Origin of the sequence: Snuella lapsa (genome assembly GCF_039539345.1) — a bacterium.
GTDB classification, from domain to species: Bacteria; Bacteroidota; Bacteroidia; order Flavobacteriales; family Flavobacteriaceae; genus Snuella; species Snuella lapsa.
The window spans coordinates 112259-132817 of the sequence record NZ_BAABCY010000033.1; the positions used below are offsets into that span (position 1 = coordinate 112259).

The 20559-nt window shown below is 38.3% G+C and carries 19 protein-coding genes; 14 read left to right on the plus strand and 5 right to left on the minus strand.

Annotated elements, in window-relative coordinates; genetic code table 11:
- Positions 1-26: 26 nt before the first annotated feature.
- The 5 genes from ABD792_RS06220 to ABD792_RS06240 all read right to left on the minus strand — a co-directional run bounded on the left by ABD792_RS06220 (position 27) and on the right by ABD792_RS06240 (position 5672).
- Positions 27-1079 carry a sugar phosphate isomerase/epimerase family protein gene (locus ABD792_RS06220; RefSeq protein ID WP_345004991.1) on the minus strand — a complete coding sequence of 351 codons (1053 nt, stop codon included), beginning with the start codon at positions 1077-1079 and terminating at the stop codon, positions 27-29.
- A gap of 100 nt (positions 1080-1179) precedes the next feature.
- Positions 1180-2319, minus strand: a complete 1140-nt coding sequence (locus tag ABD792_RS06225) for a Gfo/Idh/MocA family protein (protein ID WP_345004992.1) — start codon at positions 2317-2319, stop codon at positions 1180-1182.
- 43 nt (positions 2320-2362) lie between these two features.
- Entirely contained in the window at positions 2363-3544 is a 1182-nt protein-coding gene (locus ABD792_RS06230) for an MFS transporter (RefSeq protein ID WP_345004993.1), read from the minus strand.
- A 30-nt stretch (positions 3545-3574) separates the two neighbouring features.
- Entirely contained in the window at positions 3575-4528 is a 954-nt protein-coding gene (locus ABD792_RS06235; RefSeq protein WP_345004995.1) for a sugar phosphate isomerase/epimerase family protein, read from the minus strand.
- A 121-nt stretch (positions 4529-4649) separates the two neighbouring features.
- Complete coding sequence (locus ABD792_RS06240; RefSeq protein ID WP_345004996.1) at positions 4650-5672, minus strand: helix-turn-helix transcriptional regulator; 1023 nt, start codon at positions 5670-5672, stop codon at positions 4650-4652.
- A gap of 110 nt (positions 5673-5782) precedes the next feature.
- Here ABD792_RS06240 and ABD792_RS06245 point away from each other — a divergent pair, with 110 nt between their 5' ends.
- From ABD792_RS06245 to ABD792_RS06310, 14 genes are all read left to right on the plus strand, one after another.
- The gene (locus ABD792_RS06245; RefSeq protein ID WP_345004997.1) at positions 5783-7507 is read left to right on the plus strand and encodes a GMC oxidoreductase; all 1725 of its coding nucleotides are present in this window, start codon (positions 5783-5785) and stop codon (positions 7505-7507) included.
- 12 nt (positions 7508-7519) lie between these two features.
- The gene (locus tag ABD792_RS06250; RefSeq protein WP_345004998.1) at positions 7520-8110 is read left to right on the plus strand and encodes a gluconate 2-dehydrogenase subunit 3 family protein; all 591 of its coding nucleotides are present in this window, start codon (positions 7520-7522) and stop codon (positions 8108-8110) included.
- Between the two features lie 42 nt (positions 8111-8152).
- Entirely contained in the window at positions 8153-9871 is a 1719-nt protein-coding gene (locus tag ABD792_RS06255) for a GMC oxidoreductase (RefSeq protein ID WP_345004999.1), read from the plus strand.
- A gap of 4 nt (positions 9872-9875) precedes the next feature.
- Complete coding sequence (locus tag ABD792_RS06260; RefSeq protein ID WP_345005000.1) at positions 9876-10484, plus strand: gluconate 2-dehydrogenase subunit 3 family protein; 609 nt, start codon at positions 9876-9878, stop codon at positions 10482-10484.
- A 16-nt stretch (positions 10485-10500) separates the two neighbouring features.
- A complete protein-coding gene (locus ABD792_RS06265) occupies positions 10501-11295 on the plus strand; it encodes a 3-keto-disaccharide hydrolase (protein ID WP_345005001.1) in 795 nt (264 codons plus the stop codon).
- A gap of 4 nt (positions 11296-11299) precedes the next feature.
- Positions 11300-12265 (plus strand): formylglycine-generating enzyme family protein, encoded by a 966-nt coding sequence (locus ABD792_RS06270; RefSeq protein ID WP_345005002.1) that lies wholly within the window; start codon positions 11300-11302, stop codon positions 12263-12265.
- A 22-nt stretch (positions 12266-12287) separates the two neighbouring features.
- Complete coding sequence (locus ABD792_RS06275; protein WP_345005004.1) at positions 12288-13610, plus strand: Gfo/Idh/MocA family protein; 1323 nt, start codon at positions 12288-12290, stop codon at positions 13608-13610.
- A gap of 12 nt (positions 13611-13622) precedes the next feature.
- On the plus strand, positions 13623-14552 hold the full coding sequence (locus ABD792_RS06280) for a hydroxypyruvate isomerase family protein (RefSeq protein ID WP_345005005.1): 930 nt from the start codon (positions 13623-13625) through the stop codon (positions 14550-14552).
- A gap of 8 nt (positions 14553-14560) precedes the next feature.
- Positions 14561-16000 carry a Gfo/Idh/MocA family protein gene (locus tag ABD792_RS06285; protein WP_345005006.1) on the plus strand — a complete coding sequence of 480 codons (1440 nt, stop codon included), beginning with the start codon at positions 14561-14563 and terminating at the stop codon, positions 15998-16000.
- 316 nt (positions 16001-16316) lie between these two features.
- Entirely contained in the window at positions 16317-16685 is a 369-nt protein-coding gene (locus ABD792_RS06290; protein WP_345005007.1) for a transmembrane 220 family protein, read from the plus strand.
- Positions 16686-16719: 34 nt separating this feature from the next.
- Complete coding sequence (locus ABD792_RS06295; RefSeq protein ID WP_345005009.1) at positions 16720-17526, plus strand: EboA domain-containing protein; 807 nt, start codon at positions 16720-16722, stop codon at positions 17524-17526.
- 7 nt (positions 17527-17533) lie between these two features.
- Positions 17534-18433, plus strand: coding sequence for a TatD family hydrolase (locus ABD792_RS06300; RefSeq protein ID WP_345005010.1), 900 nt, complete (start codon positions 17534-17536; stop codon positions 18431-18433).
- A gap of 78 nt (positions 18434-18511) precedes the next feature.
- Positions 18512-19402, plus strand: a complete 891-nt coding sequence (gene eboC, locus ABD792_RS06305) for a UbiA-like protein EboC (RefSeq protein ID WP_345005011.1) — start codon at positions 18512-18514, stop codon at positions 19400-19402.
- A gap of 1 nt (position 19403) precedes the next feature.
- Positions 19404-20552 carry a 3-dehydroquinate synthase gene (locus ABD792_RS06310; RefSeq protein WP_345005012.1) on the plus strand — a complete coding sequence of 383 codons (1149 nt, stop codon included), beginning with the start codon at positions 19404-19406 and terminating at the stop codon, positions 20550-20552.
- Positions 20553-20559: the final 7 nt, after the last annotated feature.

Genomic DNA, 20559 nt, shown 5'->3' on the forward strand with positions numbered 1-20559 from the left:
ATTATTTTAAAAATGGATTGATTTACTTATAGTCCTAGTATTTTCTTTAATTGGTTTTCATCAATTTCAGCACCTGCAAAGTCATCAAAACTCTTTCCAACTGCCTCTATAATGTGTTTTTGAATAAAAGGTGCACCCTCTCTAGCCCCTTGCTCGGACGATTTGATACAGCATTCCCATTCCATAACCGCCCATAAATCGCAATTGTACTTGGTAAGTTTAGAGAAAATACTTTTAAAATCGACTTGCCCGTCACCTAAGGATCTAAATCTTCCTGGACGATCTTCCCAGTTTTGATATCCTCCATAAACACCACTCTTTCCTGAAGGTATAAATTCGGCATCTTTAACATGAAACATCTTTATATGTTCATGATAGTAATCTATAAACTTCAAATAATCCAATTGTTGTAGCACAAAATGGCTGGGATCGTATAATATATTCACCCGTTTATGGCCTCCTGTTGCTTCTAAAAACCGCTCAAAAGTCACACCATCGTGTAAATCTTCTCCTGGATGGATTTCGTAACATACATCTACACCATTATCTTCAAAAACATCCAAAATGGGTAGCCAACGTTTTGCTAATTCCCCAAATCCCATCTCCACAAGCCCTGCTGGTCGTTGTGGCCAAGGATACATGGTATGCCAAAGTAAAGCTCCCGAAAATGTAGCATGTGCATTAATCCCCAAATGCTTACTAGCTATAGCCGATTTTTTCACTTGATCTACAGCCCACTCGGTACGCTTCTTAGGATTATTTTTACAGTCGTTAGGCGCAAAATTATCGAACATTAAATCGTAAGCAGGATGAACTGCCACAAGTTGCCCTTGAAGATGGGTAGATAATTCTGTAATTTCCAACCCATACGATTGCACTTTACCTTTTAATTCATCACAATAGGTTTTACTAGTAGCAGCCTTATCTATATCGATAAAACGTGATTCCCACACCGGAATCTGAATACCTTTATAACCTAAATCTGATGCCCATTTACAAATACCATCTAATGTATTGAACGGCGCTTGGTCTCCTGCAAATTGCGCTAAGAAAACCGCAGGCCCTTTTATTGTTTTCATTTGTTTATTTTATTGTTTTAAAGAACATGTTAAATGTTCTTAACTGGTGTTTTGGTTAGTTGGTTATATCAATTCAATTAAGCTTTTTTCAAACGACAGCTTAATCTTCAATTTTTAACCAAACATTTCCTTTTTGATGAGACTCTACTGCTTTTTCAATAAAGCTCATTCCTCTAACTCCATCCATGACTGTTGGGAATTCTCCTGAATTATACGCTTCTCCCCTAACAGCTCTAGCCACACCTAAATAAATGTTAGCCATAGCATCAAAAATCCCCTCTGGATGCCCAGGAGGCAACTTTGTACCATCTAAAGATAATTCTGAATTATAGGCATGTCCAGGCTTATACACCTGTACTGGTTTATCATCGCTAAGCACATAAAGGAAATTAGGATTTTCTTGCTCCCATCTAAACCCTCCTTTATCTCCATAAATGGCTATGGTTAAATTGTTTTCTTCACCAGTAGCCACCTGACTGGAACGGATAACTCCTTTGGCATTGGTATTGAACCGGATTAATGCCGTACCATCTATATCCATTTTATTATCTTCATATAGGTAATTAAGATCCGCTAAAATAGCATCTATCTGCATACCCGTTGTAAACTCAATCATATTGAATGCATGCACCCCAATATCACCAAAACAACAACTAATACCTGCTTTTTCGGGATTTAATCGCCACGTAGAAGCACGCTTCTCTTTTTCGTGGATAACAGGATTTAACCATCCTTGATAGTACTGTGCATCTACTTTTTGAATTTTACCAAGCGCACCATCCTTTATCATTTCGCGCATTTGACGCACCATTGGGTATCCTGTATAGGTATGTGTAACGGCAAATACAGCATTATTCTCTTCTAAAACCGATTGCAGTATTTTGGCTTCGCTAAAGGTTGTGGTCATCGGCTTTTCACAAATAACATGAAAACCATTTTCCAACAATTTTTTTGCCATTGGAAAATGCAAAAAATTTGGCGTAAGTACCGAACATACCTGTATTCTATCCTCTTTTGGAAGTTTTAATTCTTCCTCTATTAAGGTGTCAAAATCTACATAAATACGATCTGTTTTAATACCTATTTGCTTTGCGAAATTGATATTCTCTTCCCAAACTGGATTAAATACCGCTCCAACTATTTCGTAATTATCATTAATAAAAGACGCTATCCTGTGAAGCACTCCAATAAGGGAGTCTCCCCCTCCTCCGATAATGCCTAACTTTATTTTTTTTGCCATATAATTTTAAAAACTATGTTTTTGATATTTTTTTAATTAATATTTATGATTCTTCTACAACCAATTCTTGCTTTCTTTTTTTCATATAGATATTCAAGCCTAAAAATGCTACTATTAAAATAGCTGGTAAAATCGACATGGTTCTTAACGCTTCATGCGCACTAGCATTATCCATAAGATTTCCCATTATTGGTAATACCAGAGACACTGAAAACATACCAGCTCCTCCCATCACAGAAAGCCCCAAAGCTCCTGTTTCTGGTAAATACTCTGCTACAAAGCCCAACATTGTTGGCCAGAAAAATGTAACGCCCATGGCAAAAATCGCAGCTGCAACAAAGGTCATTCCTCCACTCGTAACAGTTAATAACCATAACCCTATAAAGGTTAATATTGCAGAATACAACAACATACCTGAAGGCTTTAATTTATGGACTACTTTTCCAGCAAATAGCCTACCCAGCGCCATAATACCATTTATAAAAGCTAAAACTAAAAGCGGAACATCCACCGACGTTTTTAAAAGAGACTCTATACGTTGCGTGGTTCCCAACTCGGATGCCGCCGTAAGAAACATACAGGCAACCATAAAAAGGAACAATGGTTTTCCAATACTAGAAAACATTTTCTTATTACTTATTCCCATTTGTACACGCTCTGTAACTGGGAATTTTTGTCCATAAAACATGGCTCCATAAATAACCAATGGGATAAACAAAGTAGAAACCATAATTTGCCAACTCAGCCCCATTACATCCATTACCAACCAACCTATAAGCGATCCTATTACAATTCCGCCTGGGAACCACACATGAAACCTATTTAGCATCTTAGTCTTTTCGTTACTATACATAGAAGCCACCATAGGATTCAATGCAGCCTCTACCATTCCATTTCCTATACCTATAAATAAGGTTGCCAAAAACAACGAGGTCATAGAATCTGCCATAAGCGTCCATACTATACCAATAGCGTGTGTCACAAATGCAATCCATGTGATTTTTTTAATTCCTAAAAAGTCAACTAATGGCCCCCCAAATATCATAGCAAGCGTAAACCCAAAAAAGGCAGGTGTAAAAGCATAGCCTATTTGTTCCAGTGTTAAACCAATACCCTCAGGACCAAAAACGGTTTCTAATCTTGCTCTAATAGCAAAGGTCATAGCTGTGGTTATTAGTGCAAGGCAACTTGCCAAAAAGAGTCTGTTTTTATTAATATCCTCCATTTTTAATGTATTTAGTTAGTTAGAAATATTTTAGGAAAGTTTTTTACCTACTTTAATCAGCAAGTCCCTTGTTAGCTTAATACCTTCTTCTTCAGACACACCGCCCCCTTCAAACTCAACACCCACAAAACCTTTATAACCAGAGTCTTTAACCATTTTCATGACACGATAATAATCAATGGTTGTCTCATCGCCTTCCGTATTAAACGCATAAGACTTTGCACTTACCGCTTTGGCGTAAGGCAACAACTCCTGCATACCTACATACCTATCATATTCATCTGAGCAACCTCCGTTGCCTCTCGTAATACAAAAGTTCCCAAAATCTGGTAACGTACCACAATTTTCATTTTTTACCTGCGAAAAAACGTCACTCATCCATTTTCCATTTGAAGAGAAGCCTCCGTGGTTTTCTACCAAAATATTGATGTTCGATCCCTTAGCAAAATCTGAAAGCTGCGTTAACGAGTCGATACTAGCTTTTACAGCTTCAGCTTTATCTTTTCCCCCTGCCAGGTTTACACGAATAGCATGGCAACCTAAAAAGTGCGCTGCCTCTACCCATTTATGATGGTTTTCAATAGCCTCCAATCGTTTCTTTGTATCTGCATTGGCCAGTCCACCTTCACCATCAATCATAATCAAAACATTCTGTTGCCCTTCCGAATTAGCTCTATTGTTCATTTCCTTCAAATAAGCCATGTCTTTTGCCTTATCTTTAAAAAATGCATTCACATATTCCAAGCCTTCAAAACCATAACTTCTTGCTTTTGCTGCAAAATCAAGGTTATCCATTTTTTTATCAAACAGTGCCTTATGCAAAGACCATTGTGCTAAGGACAACTTAAAAAACAACGCCTTCTCTTCTTCTACAATGTCTGCCATAGTTGTTTTTTTCCCTTGTTGTTTACACGCATATAGACCTAGCACAGCCAGCGCAGCACTCGTTTGTGTAGTTTTGGTTATAAAATCTCTCCGTTTCATTTTTAAAATACTATTTTAGTTTGGTTAATTTGATTAGCTTGATAAATACGTGAAAATATACAATAGAATTTATAATCCTGTGTATTTTTATTCAGTGAAAGATTTTAAACAAAAGAACCGTTTAAGCCACAACTTCGGCAAACCTCAACCGATACTCATTAGGCGAACATTTTTCATGCTTCTTAAACACCGTTGAAAAATATTGACTTGTCGCAAAACCACACATGTATGCCACTTCTGTAATCGACAAACTTTTATTATCCTCAAGTATTCTTTTAGACATCTCCAATCGTCTCATCGTCAAATAACGCATTGGAGTTAAATTGGTTAACTGCTTACAATGGTGCGTAAATCGTGTTAACCCAACTCCAGCCGATTGCGCCATCAGCTCTATTGTCCAATTTTCTGATAGGTTTTTTTCCAGTTCATTCAAGAAAAACTGAACACTTCTGGAACTATCCGTCAAAGACTCATTCAAGACAATATCATCGGCATCCAATATATCAAGCAACAGTATCAGCAAATAATTAACAAGCAAACGTATCCTGGAAGCGTTACTTCCATTCTCATCTTTGTTAACCGCTTTATTAATACGCAAAAAACACTCTCTTACACGTTGATCGGTCTTAAATATCGACTTTTCGTTTTGCCTCAAGATAGTAGTAAGCCGCAACAAATCGGAAGGCGTTAAAGTTATCCAATCTGGCCAAACCCACTCCTGATGCGGCCTACGGACTCCCAAATCTATGATAACCCAATAAAACTTACCCATACCTATATTAGGATTACCCACTTTATGCGCCTCCCACGGCCTTGTTATCGTCAAATGATTTGGTGTCAACAAAACCTCTTTACCCTCCTGAGCATAAGGCATGGATCCCGACTCTAAAAAATGAAACTCAATACCTTCGTTTCTATGCCAGTCCAAGCCCCAATCTTGCGGCTCATCAGCATCCCAATAACCAATACTATTGAGACCCAAAGTATTACCATCCAAACGATCGCCTGGATACGTATGCCTCGCCAAGGCCTTAAATTTTAGCTTTTTCCTATCTACCGCATCAACCAAAGGCAAACAAGTGTCGGCATGATACACTACCCCATCTGCCTCATATGGCTGTATTTCCTGTATATTTGTTTTCACTGAAAAAAATTGAACATTAAATCCCTGCAAAATAGTTAATTTTCATGAATTTAAACACCTTAACTTTTTAATTAACCTAATTTTTTTAGAATTTAAACCTAACAATCTACATGTATACAGCTTGTTTGAACCCAACCGAGGAAACCTATGACGCAATCGTTGTAGGTACTGGAATTTCTGGTGGTTGGGCTGCCAAAGAACTTTGCGAAAAAGGACTAAAAACCTTAGTCCTTGAACGAGGAAAAATGATTAAACACGTTGAAGACTACCATACTGCCCATCTAGATCCTTGGGATTTGCCAAACGGAGGTGCCCCAACCAGGGAAACATTAAAACGTAAATACAAACAGAACAGATCTGGCATATATATAATGTATGGAGCACAACAACATTATTTTGTAGACGACATAAAACACCCCTACAACGAAGACAGACGTTTTGATTGGATTAGAGGCTACCATGTTGGCGGACGCTCTATCATGTGGGGCAGACAGAGCTACCGCTTAAGCGATATCGACTTTGAAGCAAACAAAAAGGACGGTCATGGTGTAGATTGGCCAGTAAGATATAAAGACATAGCTCCTTGGTATAGTCACGTAGAAGAATATATAGGTGTAAGTGGCGAAAAACTAGGGTTACCACAATTACCAGATGGTGAGTTTTTAAAGCCCATGAACCTGAACTGTGTAGAAGCCCATTTAAAAGAAAAAATTACTGAAAATTTTGACGACAGGATTCTTACCATAGGAAGAACCGCTCACATTACAGAGGGATCAAAACCAGGTCTTGGAAGAAGCACTTGCCAATACAGGAACAGATGCATGAGAGGCTGTCCTTTCGGTGCTTATTTCAGCAGTAACTCATCAACCCTTCCTGCTGCAGAAGCAACCGGAAACATGACCTTAAGGCCTCACTCTATAGTTAGCGAAGTGATTTATGATGAAAACCTAGGAAAAGCCACAGGCGTTAAAGTTATTGACACAGAAACCAAAGAAACTTACACCTTCAAAGCTAAAATTATTTTCTTGTGCGCATCTTCTATTGCATCAGCCTCCATATTATTACAATCAAAATCCAAACGTTTCCCTAACGGCTTGGGGAACGATAGTGGCGAACTAGGCCACAACATTATGGACCACCATTTTAAAATAGGCGCAAAAGCCACAGTAGAAGGTTTTGATGACAAATATTATAAGGGAAGACGCCCTACTGGCATATACATTCCACGATTCAGAAACCTTGGCGGCAAAACAAACACACCTAATTTCTTACGCGGCTATGGTTTTCAAGGTGGTGCTACAAGAGGTGACTTTAGCGAACTGGTTGCCGAACTCAAGTACGGTACCGAATTAAAAGAAGAAATACTAAAACCAGGAACGTGGAATATTGGCTTACTAGGTTTTGGAGAGACCCTACCAAATCACAACAACAGGATGTATTTGGACTACAATAAAAAAGACGAATGGGGGCTACCAACCGTGACTTTTGATGCCGATTTTGGAGAAAATGAATTAGCAATGCGTGAAGACATGAAAAATGAAGCTGTTAAAATATTAAAAACTGCCGGCTATAAAAACGTCCAAGGTTACGATGAAACAGAAAAAAGAGCCATGGGTCTTGGCATACATGAAATGGGAACAGCAAGAATGGGGCACGATCCAAAAACATCGGTTCTTAATAAATACAATCAAATACATGTCTGTAAAAACGTATTTGTTACCGACGGTTCCTTCATGGCATCTTCTGGTTGTCAAAACCCATCGCTTACATATATGGCTTTTACGGCTAGAGCTGCAAACTATGCTGTCGAAGAATTAAAAAAATCTAATCTTTAATTGACAGGTTTTATGAAAAGAAGAGAAGCACTAAAGAAGTTAGGTCTAGGAACAGGCATGGTTATAGCTTCACCAGCTCTTGTTAGTTTTTTACAAAGTTGCAACGAAAAAACAAACACATGGCATCCTTTATTTTTAACAGAAGAACAAGGCCTAATTTTAACAGCCATTGTTGATGTTATCTTGCCAAAAACCGATACACCATCCGCCTCCGAGGTTAACATTCCTCAATTTATAGACACCTATTTTAATGATGTTTATGAGTTGGACGAACAACAAAAGACGCAAGCAGCATTCAAAAAACTAACCAACATCATTTTTTCGGAATACAACAAAAACATCCGTAAAGTTACCGAAGAACAATATAAAATGATCTTGGACAACAACATGGACTTAAAAGAAACGAAGCAGGACGACAGCAAAGAAATAACTGTTTCAAACTTATTAAACACTATAAAATGGATGACCATAAATGCTTATAGAACAACCGAGCTTATAGGCGAAACCGTATTAGCTTACGATCCAGTTCCGGGTGCCAGTTATTGCGATGATTTAAACAACTTGACACAAGGCAGAGCTTGGTCCATAAAATATGGTCAATAAAAAACTATTAAACAATCTTTTTAACTCTATAATCTCTATACCGTGAGTAAAAACAATTTAAATGCTAGACTCGAAAAATATGACGCAATCGTTATAGGAACAGGAGTAAGTGGTGGCTGGGCAACCAAAGAGCTCTGCGAAAACGGTCTTAAAACATTAGTCCTAGAGCGTGGACGCATGATAAAACACATAGAAGACTACCCAACCATGCACAAAGATCCTTGGGATTTCGAATTTAGAGGAAATACTACCGTTGAAGCAAAAGAAACACAATTAAAACAAAGCCGCACTGGTTACACTACTAAAGAAGCAAGCAGGCATTGGTTTGTAAACGATCTAAAACACCCGTACAACGAAATCAAACGTTTCGATTGGATGCGCGGTTACCATGTAGGTGGTCGATCCATAATGTGGGGCAGGCAAAGTTACAGACTAAGCGACCTTGACTTTGAAGCAAACAAAAAAGATGGTCATGGTGTTGATTGGCCTATTCGCTACAAAGATATTGCCCCTTGGTACGATTATGTTGAAGGCTATATAGGTGTTAGCGGTGAAAAATTAGGATTGCCACAATTACCGGACGGTGTCTTTAGCCCTCCGATGGAACTTAACTGTGTCGAACAGCATTTAAAGGAGCAAATTTCGGAGTATTACTCCGATAGGCTTCTAACTATTGGAAGAGTGGCTCATATTACCGGAGACAACACTCACCAAGGACGAAGCAATTGCCAATTTAGAAATAGATGTATTAGAGGATGTCCTTTTGGCGGTTACTTTAGCAGCAATTCCTCAACATTACCCGCTGCGGAAAGAACAGGCAATATGACTTTGAGACCATACTCTATTGTGCATGAAATTATTTATGACGATGCTACAAAAAGAGCCACAGGTGTAAAAGTGATTGACGCCGAGACCAAAGAGAATTTAGTTTTCAACGCAGATATTATTTTCTGTTGTGCATCTGCCATAGCATCAGCATCTATTTTAATGCAATCCAAATCCGAAAGATTCCCTAACGGATTAGGCAACGATTCCGGAGAACTAGGCCACAATATTATGGACCACCATTTAGGAGCAGGCGCTTCTGGCAGCTTTGATGGTTTTGAAGACAAATACTATAAAGGCAGACGCCCAAATGGCGTTTATATTCCACGATTCAGAAACTTAGGAAACAAAGAAACCGAGAAGAAAGAATTTTTAAGAGGCTATGGGTATCAAGGTGGCGCTGGAAGATATGGCATTTCCGAACATGTTGCCGAACTTGCCTATGGTGCTGAATATAAAGAAAAAATATTAGAACCAGGCCAATGGCGAATGGGGCTTGGTGGCTTTGGCGAATGCTTACCCAACCACGATAACAAAATGACACTGGATTACGAAAAGCTTGACGGTTGGGGTCTGCCTACCGTTACCTTTGACGCCGAATGGAAAGAAAACGAACTGAAGATGCGAAAAGACATGATTCAACAAGCAAAAGAAATGCTTGAAAAAGCAGGCTTTAAAGACATCCAGACCTTCGATAACAGATCAGCCCCAGGCATAGGCATCCACGAAATGGGAACTGCTCGTATGGGACGCGACCCCAAAACCTCTGTTTTAAACGAAAACAACCAAATACACGCTGTTCCTAACGTATATGTTACCGATGGAGCCTGTATGACATCTTCTGGTTGCCAAAACCCCTCGCTGACTTATATGGCGCTTACAGCCCGAGCTGCTAACCATGCTGTGAAACAGTTTAAAAAAATGAAAGACGTATAAGATTATGAATAGAAGAGACGTATTAAAAAACCTAGGATTATCAATAGGATACGCAGTAGCTACCCCTTCGGTTATGAGCCTTCTCCAAAGTTGCAAAACCGAAATAGATGAATGGAAACCCGTTTTCTTTTCAGCAGACGAAAGTGTTGTAGTCAGAAATATAATTGACCTTATACTACCAACGACTACCAAATCGCCAGGTGCTTTAGATGTTAATGTACCTGAATTTTTAGATCTGTATATCCACAAAACGTATGACAACAAACAACAGGAAAGCTACAAAGAAGGTTTATCGCACCTATTAAAAGCTTTGCAAGTAACAGATCAAGGCACCGGCTTTTTAAAGACGGGAGACTACGATACTTTACTAGCCAAATACTTAAAAGCAGAAAAAGCGCTTCAAGACAAATACAAATCCCACAACAAAGACGGAGACAATCATGATGCCATGACTTTTAAGGCTCTTGATAAATTAAGAAGCGTTGCTGTATGGAGCTATAAAACCAGTAAAGAAATTGGATTAAATGTACTATCTTACGATCCCATTCCCGGATCTCAAAAAGGATGCATCTCAGTAGAAGAAGCCACTGGAGGAAAAGCATGGTCTTTATAAAATAAATTACTATTATATGAACTATAAAAATATACTTTTTATTATATGCACGTTCCTTTTATTGAACTGCAAATCCAACAATAAAAATAAAAACCTTGAACCTAAACCCGAACAATGGGTTAAACTATTTAACGGTGTCGATTTAAAAGATTGGACTATAAAAATTAAAGGACGCCCTGTAAATGATAACTACAAAAACACATTTCGTGTTGAGAACGGTGTTTTAAAAGTAAATTATGACGAATATGATACTTTCGAAAATGCCTACGGACACATCTTTTACAACAAAGAGTTCTCTAATTATAAGTTTAGAATGCAATACAGATTTACTGGAGAACAGGTAAAAGGCGGTGCAGGATGGGCTCTTCGCAATAGCGGTGTTATGATTCATTGTGAAGATCCAAAAAACATGGGTGTTGATCAAAATTTTCCCGTTTCCATTGAAGTCCAATTGTTGGGCGGCCTAGGTAATGGAGAACGTTCTACTGGCAATTTATGCACTCCTGGCACGCATGTTGTTATGAATAACAAGTTAGAAACCAGTCATTGCTTCAATTCCATATCAGAAACATATCATGGAGATCAATGGGTCGACCTAGAAATTGTCGTTATGAACGATTCCATCATAACCCATAAAATTAATGGTGTTGATGTGATATCGTATAGCAAACCACAAATTGGAGGCTCCGTTGATTACAACAACGAGCAATGGAAATCTAAAGCGGGGACGCCTTTAAAGAAAGGCTTTATCTCGCTGCAAAGTGAAAGCCACCCTGTAGAATTTAGAAACATTGAAATTTTAGAACTTTAATAACATGACCATAAAACATTACTTAAAATCGAGTATTCTTTTACTTATATGTTTTCAAACAAATATAGCGCTATCACAAAACTTTAATAACTATTCACAGTCTGTAAAAGGTGAAGACATTACTATTGATATGATTGCCGTTAAAGGAGGTAGCTTTACAATGGGTGCTAACGCATCTGACACTAATCGCAAGGCCGATGAAAAACCCGCCCACAATGTGTCTGTTGATGACTTTTGGATGGGTAAATACGAAATTACCTGGGAACAGTACGATGCTTTTGTTTACGCACAGTTTGACGATTCTCAGTTTCAAGACCCTGCCAAACTTAAAGCTTTGGGGATTGATGCCGTATCCGGTGCCACCCCTCCATATGTTGACATGAGTTTTAATATGGGAAAAGGCAGTTCCCCAGCAGTGAACATGACCCAATATGCAGCCTTAATGTATTGCAAATGGCTAACATCAAAAACAGGTGTTTTTTATCGTTTACCAACCGAAGCAGAATGGGAATATGTCTGCAAAAAAGGTAATACGGACAAAAACAACAACTTAAATGCCATTGGCTGGTATGAAGGAAACAGCAAAGAAAAATATGAAAAAACAGGAACTAAACAAGCCAACGACTTGGGAATCCACGACCTGTTAGGCAATGTTTCTGAATGGGTTTTAGATCAGTACAGCACAAGTTACTATCAAAAATCTCCAAAAAACAACCCTTGGAATAAACCCACAAAACTTTACCCGCGTGTTCTGCGTGGTGGATCATGGAAAGATACTGCAGACAAATTATGCTGTACATCCAGACAAACATCTAACCCCAAATTAAAACGCAGAGACCCGCAAATTCCCAAAAGTGACTGGTGGCACACCGACGCTCCCTTTGTTGGATTCAGGGTCGTGAGACCAAAAGCACAACCTACAAAAGAAGAAATAAAAGCTTATTGGCTGGAAGCTATTGCTGACTTTTAGCCTTAATTAATTCAATATAATTATGGAACAAAAAAAAATATCTAGACGTAATTTTGTAAAAGAATCTTCTTTAGTAACAGGAGGTATTTTACTAGCTCCTTCCCTTTTCGCCACTCCTACTTTTAGAAAAGAAAAAACACTAAAATTAGCTCTTGTTGGCTGTGGAGGCAGAGGTACTGGTGCTGCTGTTCAAGCTCTTAAAGCAGACGCCAACGTTAAACTCGTTGCCATGGCTGATGCATTCGAAGATCAAATCGAAAAATCCTATGGTAATTTATCCAAATTATTTGACAAAAGTCGTGTGGACTTAAAGCCTGATATGAAATTTGTTGGTTTTGGCTCCTATAAAAAAGCTATCGACGAAGCCGACGTGGTTATTTTAACCACTCCTCCAGGATTTAGACCGCAACAATTCGAATATGCTGTTTCGCAAGGCAAACACGTATTTATGGAAAAACCTGTTGCAACCGATGTTGCTGGTATTAAAAAAGTACTCAACGCAGCCAAACTGGCTAAAGAGAAAAAACTAAACGTTGTAGTTGGCTTACAACGACGTTACCAAGCAGAATATACAGAAGTAAAAAGACGTATTCAAAATGGAGACCTAGGTAAAATTGTATCTGGCCAAGTCTACTGGAATGGTGCTGGTGTATGGGTGCGCCCAAGAAAGGATTCCATGACCGAAATGGAATACCAAATGCGAAACTGGTACTATTTTAACTGGATTTGTGGCGATCATATATTAGAACAACACATACACAATATTGATGTAGCAAACTGGTTTATTGAAGAACTCCCCATTAAAGCGCAAGGCATGGGAGGCCGAGAAGTTAGGAATGGAAAAGACCACGGTCAGATTTTCGACCATCATTTTGTTGAATTCACCTATCCCAGTGGCGCTATAATTTCTAGTCAGTGTAGACACCAACCAGGATGTTTTAGTCAGGTATCAGAAACCTTTCAAGGCACCTTAGGAACGTCTTATACTGGTGGAGGCAATACCGCTATTTTAAAATCCTATGATGGAAATAGTATTTACAAACATGATGGTGAACATGACAAAAACCCTTATCAAGTGGAACACGATCGCCTTTTTGCAGCCATTAGATCGGGTGAAGAAGTAATAAACAATGCGCAATACGCAGCCGAAAGTACCATGACAGCGATTATGGGACGTATGGCTACTTACTCTGGGAAAGAAATAAGCTGGGACAAAGCGATGAGTTCTGACTTAAAATTGGTACCTGATGAAGATTTACTCGATTTTAATTCTGTGCCTCCTGTTGTTCCTAACGAACTTGGAGAATATCCAATTCCTGTTCCTGGCAAAACCAATTTTTATTAAAAACTAAACATTGTGAAAAGACGATCATTCATAAAAAAAACGACAGCTTCAGCCTCCCTATTAGGAATAGGTATTTCTAGCCTACACGCCATGGGTAAGCCAAGCCCATCAAAGACAGCATCGACAAATACGTTTAAATTAAATTTTGCCCCGCACTTGGGCATGTTTAAAAATCATGCTGGCAACGATCCAATAGACCAATTAAACTTTATGGCCGATCAAGGCTTTTCTGCATTTGAAGACAATGGCATGAAAGGCCGTTCTGTTGAAACCCAGAAAAAAATGGCAGAGACCATGGCTAAAAGAAATATGACCATGGGCGTATTTGTGGCCCATAAAATTTATTGGCAAGAACCCAATTTAGCCAGCGGTAACAGAGAAAAACGTGAAGAGTTTCTAAGCCAAATTCGATCATCGGTAGAAGTAGCCAAGCGCGTGAATGCTAAGTGGATGACCGTCGTACCTGGACATGTAGACTTGAGACAAAATATGAGCTTTCAAACAGAGCACGTTGTTGAATCCTTAAAACAAGCTTCAGCTATTTTGGAACCCCATGACCTGACCATGGTTTTAGAACCCTTAAATTTCAGGAATCATCCTGGGTTATTTTTAAGTGAATCACCACAGGCCTATCAAATATGCAAAGCAGTTGATTCTCCAGCCTGTAAAATACTATTCGACATCTATCATCAACAAATACAAGAAGGCAATTTAATTCCAAACATCGAACAATGTTGGGATGAAATAGCCTATTTCCAAATTGGTGATAATCCAGGGCGCAACGAGCCTACCACTGGTGAAATAAACTACAAAAACGTCTTTAAATTTATCCACTCTAAAGGCTACACAGGTGTTTTAGGCATGGAACACGGCAACTCTATAAAAGGAAAAGAAGGCGAAGAAAAGGTAATTAATGCATACAGAGAAACTTCTAACTTTTAACGTACATCATGAATATAAACAAGAACACAAGTAGGCGTTCCTTCATAAAAAAAACTGCCATTGCAACAGCTGGAATAAGTATTGTTCCCAGACATGTTTTGGGGAATGGCTATATCCCACCAAGTGACAAACTTAACATTGCCGTAATTGGTGGTGGCGGAAAAGGGTATTCGGATGCTATTAACGCTTGGAATAAAGGCGCTTCAAACATCTCTGTAATTTGCGATGTAGATTGGAATATGGCAGCCAATGCATTCAAAAAATTCCCTAAAGCCAAAAAGTATAAAGATTTTAGAAAAGCTTTAGAAGAAGTTAAAGACATCGATGCAGTTACAGTATCAACACCAGATCACACGCATGCTGTTATAGCTATGGCCGCAATATCATTAGGTAAACATGTTTATGTCCAAAAGCCTTTAACGCATGACATTTATGAGGCCCGTATGCTTACCGAAGCAGCCAATCGCTACCAGGTGGTTACTCAAATGGGTAACCAAGGTGCATCGGGCAATGGTGTAAAGCAAATGATAAAATGGTTTGACGCTGGTATAATAGGGAAAGTCAATGAAGTGCATGTTTGGACCAACAGACCGGTATGGCCACAAGGCATTCCCACTCCTACAGACAAACCAAAAATGATAGACGGTCTTGATTGGGATACTTGGATAGGCCCTGCTAAGATGGTAGATTACCATCCACTTTACCATCCCTTTAAATGGCGCGGTTGGTGGAATTTTGGAACAGGTGCTTTAGGCGATATGGGATGCCATTTAATGGATCCTCCTTTTAGGGTTTTAGGCTTAGGATATCCTACCGAGGTTGAAACCAATATTGGGGCTGTTTTTGTGAAAGACTGGAATCCCGAATACTTACCAGACTCCTGTCCTCCTTCATCAAGAACACAGTTAAAATTCCCGGCCACAGAAAAAAATCCAACCGAGCTCAAATTATCTTGGTCAGATGGAGGGTTACGTCCATTCCATCCCGATCTTATTCCGGCAGATCATCCAATTGGAGATAGCGATAGCGGCAATGGTGTTATTATGATTGGAGAAAAAGGGATTATGACTTGCGGCACCTATGGTAGAACCCCTAAAGTATATTTAAACAATGGCGAAATTTTAACTTTTGACGATAATCAGGAAAGCACATTACCTGAACATGGCCATAACGCTGCTTGGGTAGAAGCTTGTAAAGAAGGTTTTGGTAAAGAAAAGCACAAAGCTTTAACATCATCTTTCGATTATGCAGGTCCATTAACCGAAAGTGTATTGATGGGCAATTTGGCAATTAGAAGCTACATGTTAAGGCATGAAACAAAACCGAACCGATTCCAATACCCGGGAAGAAAGAAACTATTATGGGATGGCACAAATATGACAATTAAAAACTTTGATGAAGCCAACCAATTTGTAAAAAGGGAATATAGAAAAGGCTGGAAATTATAATTTTATTGATTCTAAAAACATTCTGAACATATTAATAAAATTGGAGCATTTCATAAATTGATTAGCAACTACTACAATGCTTTTATTGTGAAAATGCAACAAATAACTCTATGAAATTAATTAATTTTACAGAATAGATATTTATTTTATTTACAGTCCCCTCTCAGTTTGTATTTTACAACAAAACATACTGGGTTAACAAATTAAATATTAATTATAATAAAAGCTCCCTACTTAAAACATTAGTAGAATAGTTTTAGTCTCCTGTTAAATTACATAACTAAACAAAGATTAAACAAACGTACAAACCTTAACAATGAATAGATCAAAAAAATTAATCAACGTAGGCTTATTTATACTATTTGGTATTTTCGCCTTTGTGCAGCTAAATGATCCCGATGCCTGGATATGGTTTGCTATCTATGGATTTGTTGCTGCTATTTGTTTGTATTCCAGTTTTAAAGTAATACCAAAAAAAGTTTTAATTGCCGTTATTATAGGACTACTAGCCTATTCGGCCTTCCACTTTTCTTTATTTGTTACGTACTTACAAACCGACCATAAAGAAGAAATATTTGGAAAAATGGTATACGAAAAGCCCTATTTAGAAGGTTCTAGAGAGTTCCTAGGGCTTTTAATCGCCGCTTTAGGCGTGTTATACCTTCTTAAACAAAACAAAAAATAGAATCATAACACACAACTTCTATTTTAACTATATTATGAGTTCATTAAAAGAACAAAAACAATTTACCGATCTGGTAAAATCTAAATTTAATTCCAAGGAATTAGATTGGATTTTGGCAAAAACGGCAATCGTTTCAAACATAGAGACTAGCAAAAAGTTCAACATGCTTTTTAGTCTTACCTCTCGATTCGTAAGTAATGAAATCATTGCATGGTCTCCTGAGGAAATAAAATCTTTAGATACCATATACCCTGGATTTGGCACAACCCAATGGAATAAACAAGATCTAACACGCATTTTGTTGATGTTAGCTTTGCCTCCTTCAATAAACAAAGCCATTATTGAATCATTTTTTGAAATAGCCGAAATGAAAGAGCAAGTCGTCTTATACAAAGGGTTATACCTATTGGAGAATGCTTCAGAATTCAGCAATCAAGTAGCCGAAGGCATACGAACCAATATGGCAAACGTTTTTGACGCCATTGCATCTGGCAATCCTTTTGCTCAGAAATACCTTGACGAAGAGGCTTGGAACCAACTTATCTTAAAGTCTTTTTTCATGGACAGACCACTCTATACGATCCAAAATATAGATCAAGGTAAGAACGAAAATTTAGCAAATATGCTCCAAGACTATGTAAAAGAACGTTGGGCTGCTGGCAGACAGGTATCTCTTGAAATTTGGCGTATGATAACCGGCTATCTTCGTGATGACATAAAACAGTTAATTTCTGAACGCAATTTTAAAGATCTAGAAAAAGAAGTAATAGATACTATTTCACAACAAAATAATCCCGATTTAAATAGTGAATATTGGGATGCCATTGGTAAAACAAAATAAAAACATTATGAATTACATCGACCCACACATCCATATGGTTTCCAGAACCACCGATGATTACGAAAATATGAGAGCTGCAGGTATCGTTGCTGTTATTGAACCGGCTTTTTGGTTAGGGCAAGCCCGTACCAATGTTGGTTCGTTTAAAGACTATTTCAGTATGCTTGTTGGCTGGGAACGCTTTAGAGCTTCTCAATTTGGCATTAAACATTATTGTACTATTGGATTAAATTCGAAAGAAGCAAATAATGAAGCATTAGCAGAACAAGTTATCGAAATCTTACCTGAATTTTTAGCTAAGGAAGGGGTTGTTGCTGTTGGTGAAATTGGCTATGATGACCAAACCACTGCTGAAGACAAGTACTTTAGGCAACAACTTGAGTTAGCCAAAGAATTCGACTTGCCCGTAATGATCCATACACCGCATCGCGACAAGAAAAATGGAACACTTAGAACTATGGATGTCATTGAAGAACATGGCATTTCGCCATACAAAGTGGTTATAGACCATAACAACGAAGAAACAGTTGAATGGGTTCGGGATCGTGGTTATTGGGCAGCGTTTACAATCTACCCTAAGACAAAAATGAGCAAAAAACGCATGGTCGAAATTGTTAAAAAGTATGGTTCTGAGCAAATTATAGTGGATAGTTCGGCAGATTGGGGCGTTAGCGACCCATTATCCGTCCCTAAAACAGCTGCTTTAATGAAAAAAAATGGGGTTTCAGACAAGGACATTCATTTAACTTGTTATCAAAATGCGTTAACCATTTATGGACAAAGCGGCCAGTTTAATGAAGCTGACTGGCTTAGCGAAATTACCGTAAATCAGGCCGATCTACATGAAGGCAATACCATATTAAGAGGACAAGAGGCTAAGACGATCCACTTTAAAGGTTCAAAATAACGCTTTTTAAACATGAAACAAACACTTATAAATTCCACAATTAGTGTATAATCCAATAATTAACTAAAATTTAAACGTGTGAAATGGTATGCTGCCTTGCAAATTATGCGCCCAGCTAATGTTATTACATCCATTGCAGATATCATTGCAGGTATTGCCATTGCAGGCTTTTTAGTCCCTGACATCTGGAACCAGGAAATAATAACCCATATCATCCTATTAAGTATTTCGACAGCATGCCTCTATGCTGGAGGCATTGTTTTTAATGATGTGTTTGATGTTGAACAGGATAAAACCAATCGTCCAGAGCGTGTTATTCCCAGTGGGAGATTATCGCTAAAAGCAGCACGGTCACTCGGCATGATACTTTTCGCATTTGGTATTACCGCAGCATTTTTTGTTTCTAACACAAGTGGTTACTTAGCAATAACCATTATGTTATTAGCGCTTTTATACGACAAATATAGCAAGCACCACGTCGCTTTTGGCCCATTAAACATGGGGCTTTGTCGTGGTTTCAATCTGATTTTGGGGATGAGTATTAATTTACAGTTAGATTCCAAATATTACTTGATAGGCATTTTACCCGTTTTGTTTATTTCGGCCATTACATTAACCGCCCAAAAGGAAACCAAAGGAAAAAACAAATTGGCAATTGCTTTTGCCATGCTGCTAGATACTCTTATTGTTGTTGGGTTTATAGTAATGCAACAGTATTACGATCTATCGATTAGGAAAGCCCTCATCTTTTTAATTTTTTGGTACGGCATCAATACGGTTGCCAAACTAAGGGCCATCCTTAACAATAATCCTAAACTAATACAAAAGGCTGTAAAACTGGGAGTTTTATCACTTATCCCACTTAACGCAAGCTATACAGCAGGTTTTAGCTCGGTAAGCATGGCGCTGTTGTTATTGTGCTTTCTACCTGTTTCCTTATTTTTATCAAAGAAATTTCCAGTTACCTAAAATGAATAAAACGACAATTATAAAACAAGCATTTCAAGTTAATATTAACTTCAACCTCATATTTACAAGTCATCTTTTTGAGATTGACAACCCAATACTTGTCGATTTATTTTCAGATAACGCCAATACCAAAAGCAATGCAATTGTTGTTATAGACGATGGGGTAACCAAAGCCCACCCACAATTAAAAGCATCAATAATAAACTATTTCAAAGCTCATAATGCATCAATAAATCTACAGGGAGACATCCTTGAAATTCCTGGTGGCGAACAGGCTAAAAATAGCGAAGCACATATCAAGACTATTTTAAAAAGCGTTAATAACTTTGGCATTGACAGGCATTCTTATGTCATTGCTATAGGAGGAGGCGCCGTACTGGATGCTGTTGGATTTGCTGCTGCCATAGCACATCGTGGTGTACGCTTAATACGAATCCCCACAACTGTTCTTTCACAAAACGATTCGGGAATAGGTGTTAAAAATGGCATTAATTACTTTGGAAAGAAAAATTTTGTAGGCACCTTTTCTGCTCCTTATGCCGTTATTAATGACGATACATTTCTTTCAACTCTAGACGATCGCGATTGGCGTTCGGGTATTTCGGAAGCCATAAAAGTGGCCCTAATAAAAGACCGTGTGTTCTTTGAATGGATTGAAGCAAACGCTATAGCGCTCAACAACAGAGATCAAGACGTAATGAACACCCTTATACATCGCTGCGCAAAAATGCATATGCAACATATTCAAAATTCAGGTGATGCTTTTGAACAAGGGTCGTCCCGTCCGTTGGATTTTGGCCATTGGGCAGCTCACAAATTAGAGCAACTATCCAATTACAGCATACGTCACGGAGAAGCTGTGGCCATTGGTATTGCTCTGGATAGCACCTATTCTTACTTAAGAGGCTACCTGACCGAAGATAGCCTGACCCGTATTTTAAATTGCATATTAAACTCTGGATTTGATCTCACCCATAGTCACCTGAACGACAAAGTTATAAATGGACTCAATGAATTTAGGGAACACTTGGGAGGCAAATTAACCATCATGCTGTTAAAAGCATTAGGAACTGGTTTTGAAGTGCATGACATGGACGAAACCATGGTGCTAAAAGCCATAGATTTACTTAATACTTACAATCAGGATTAGATACCCC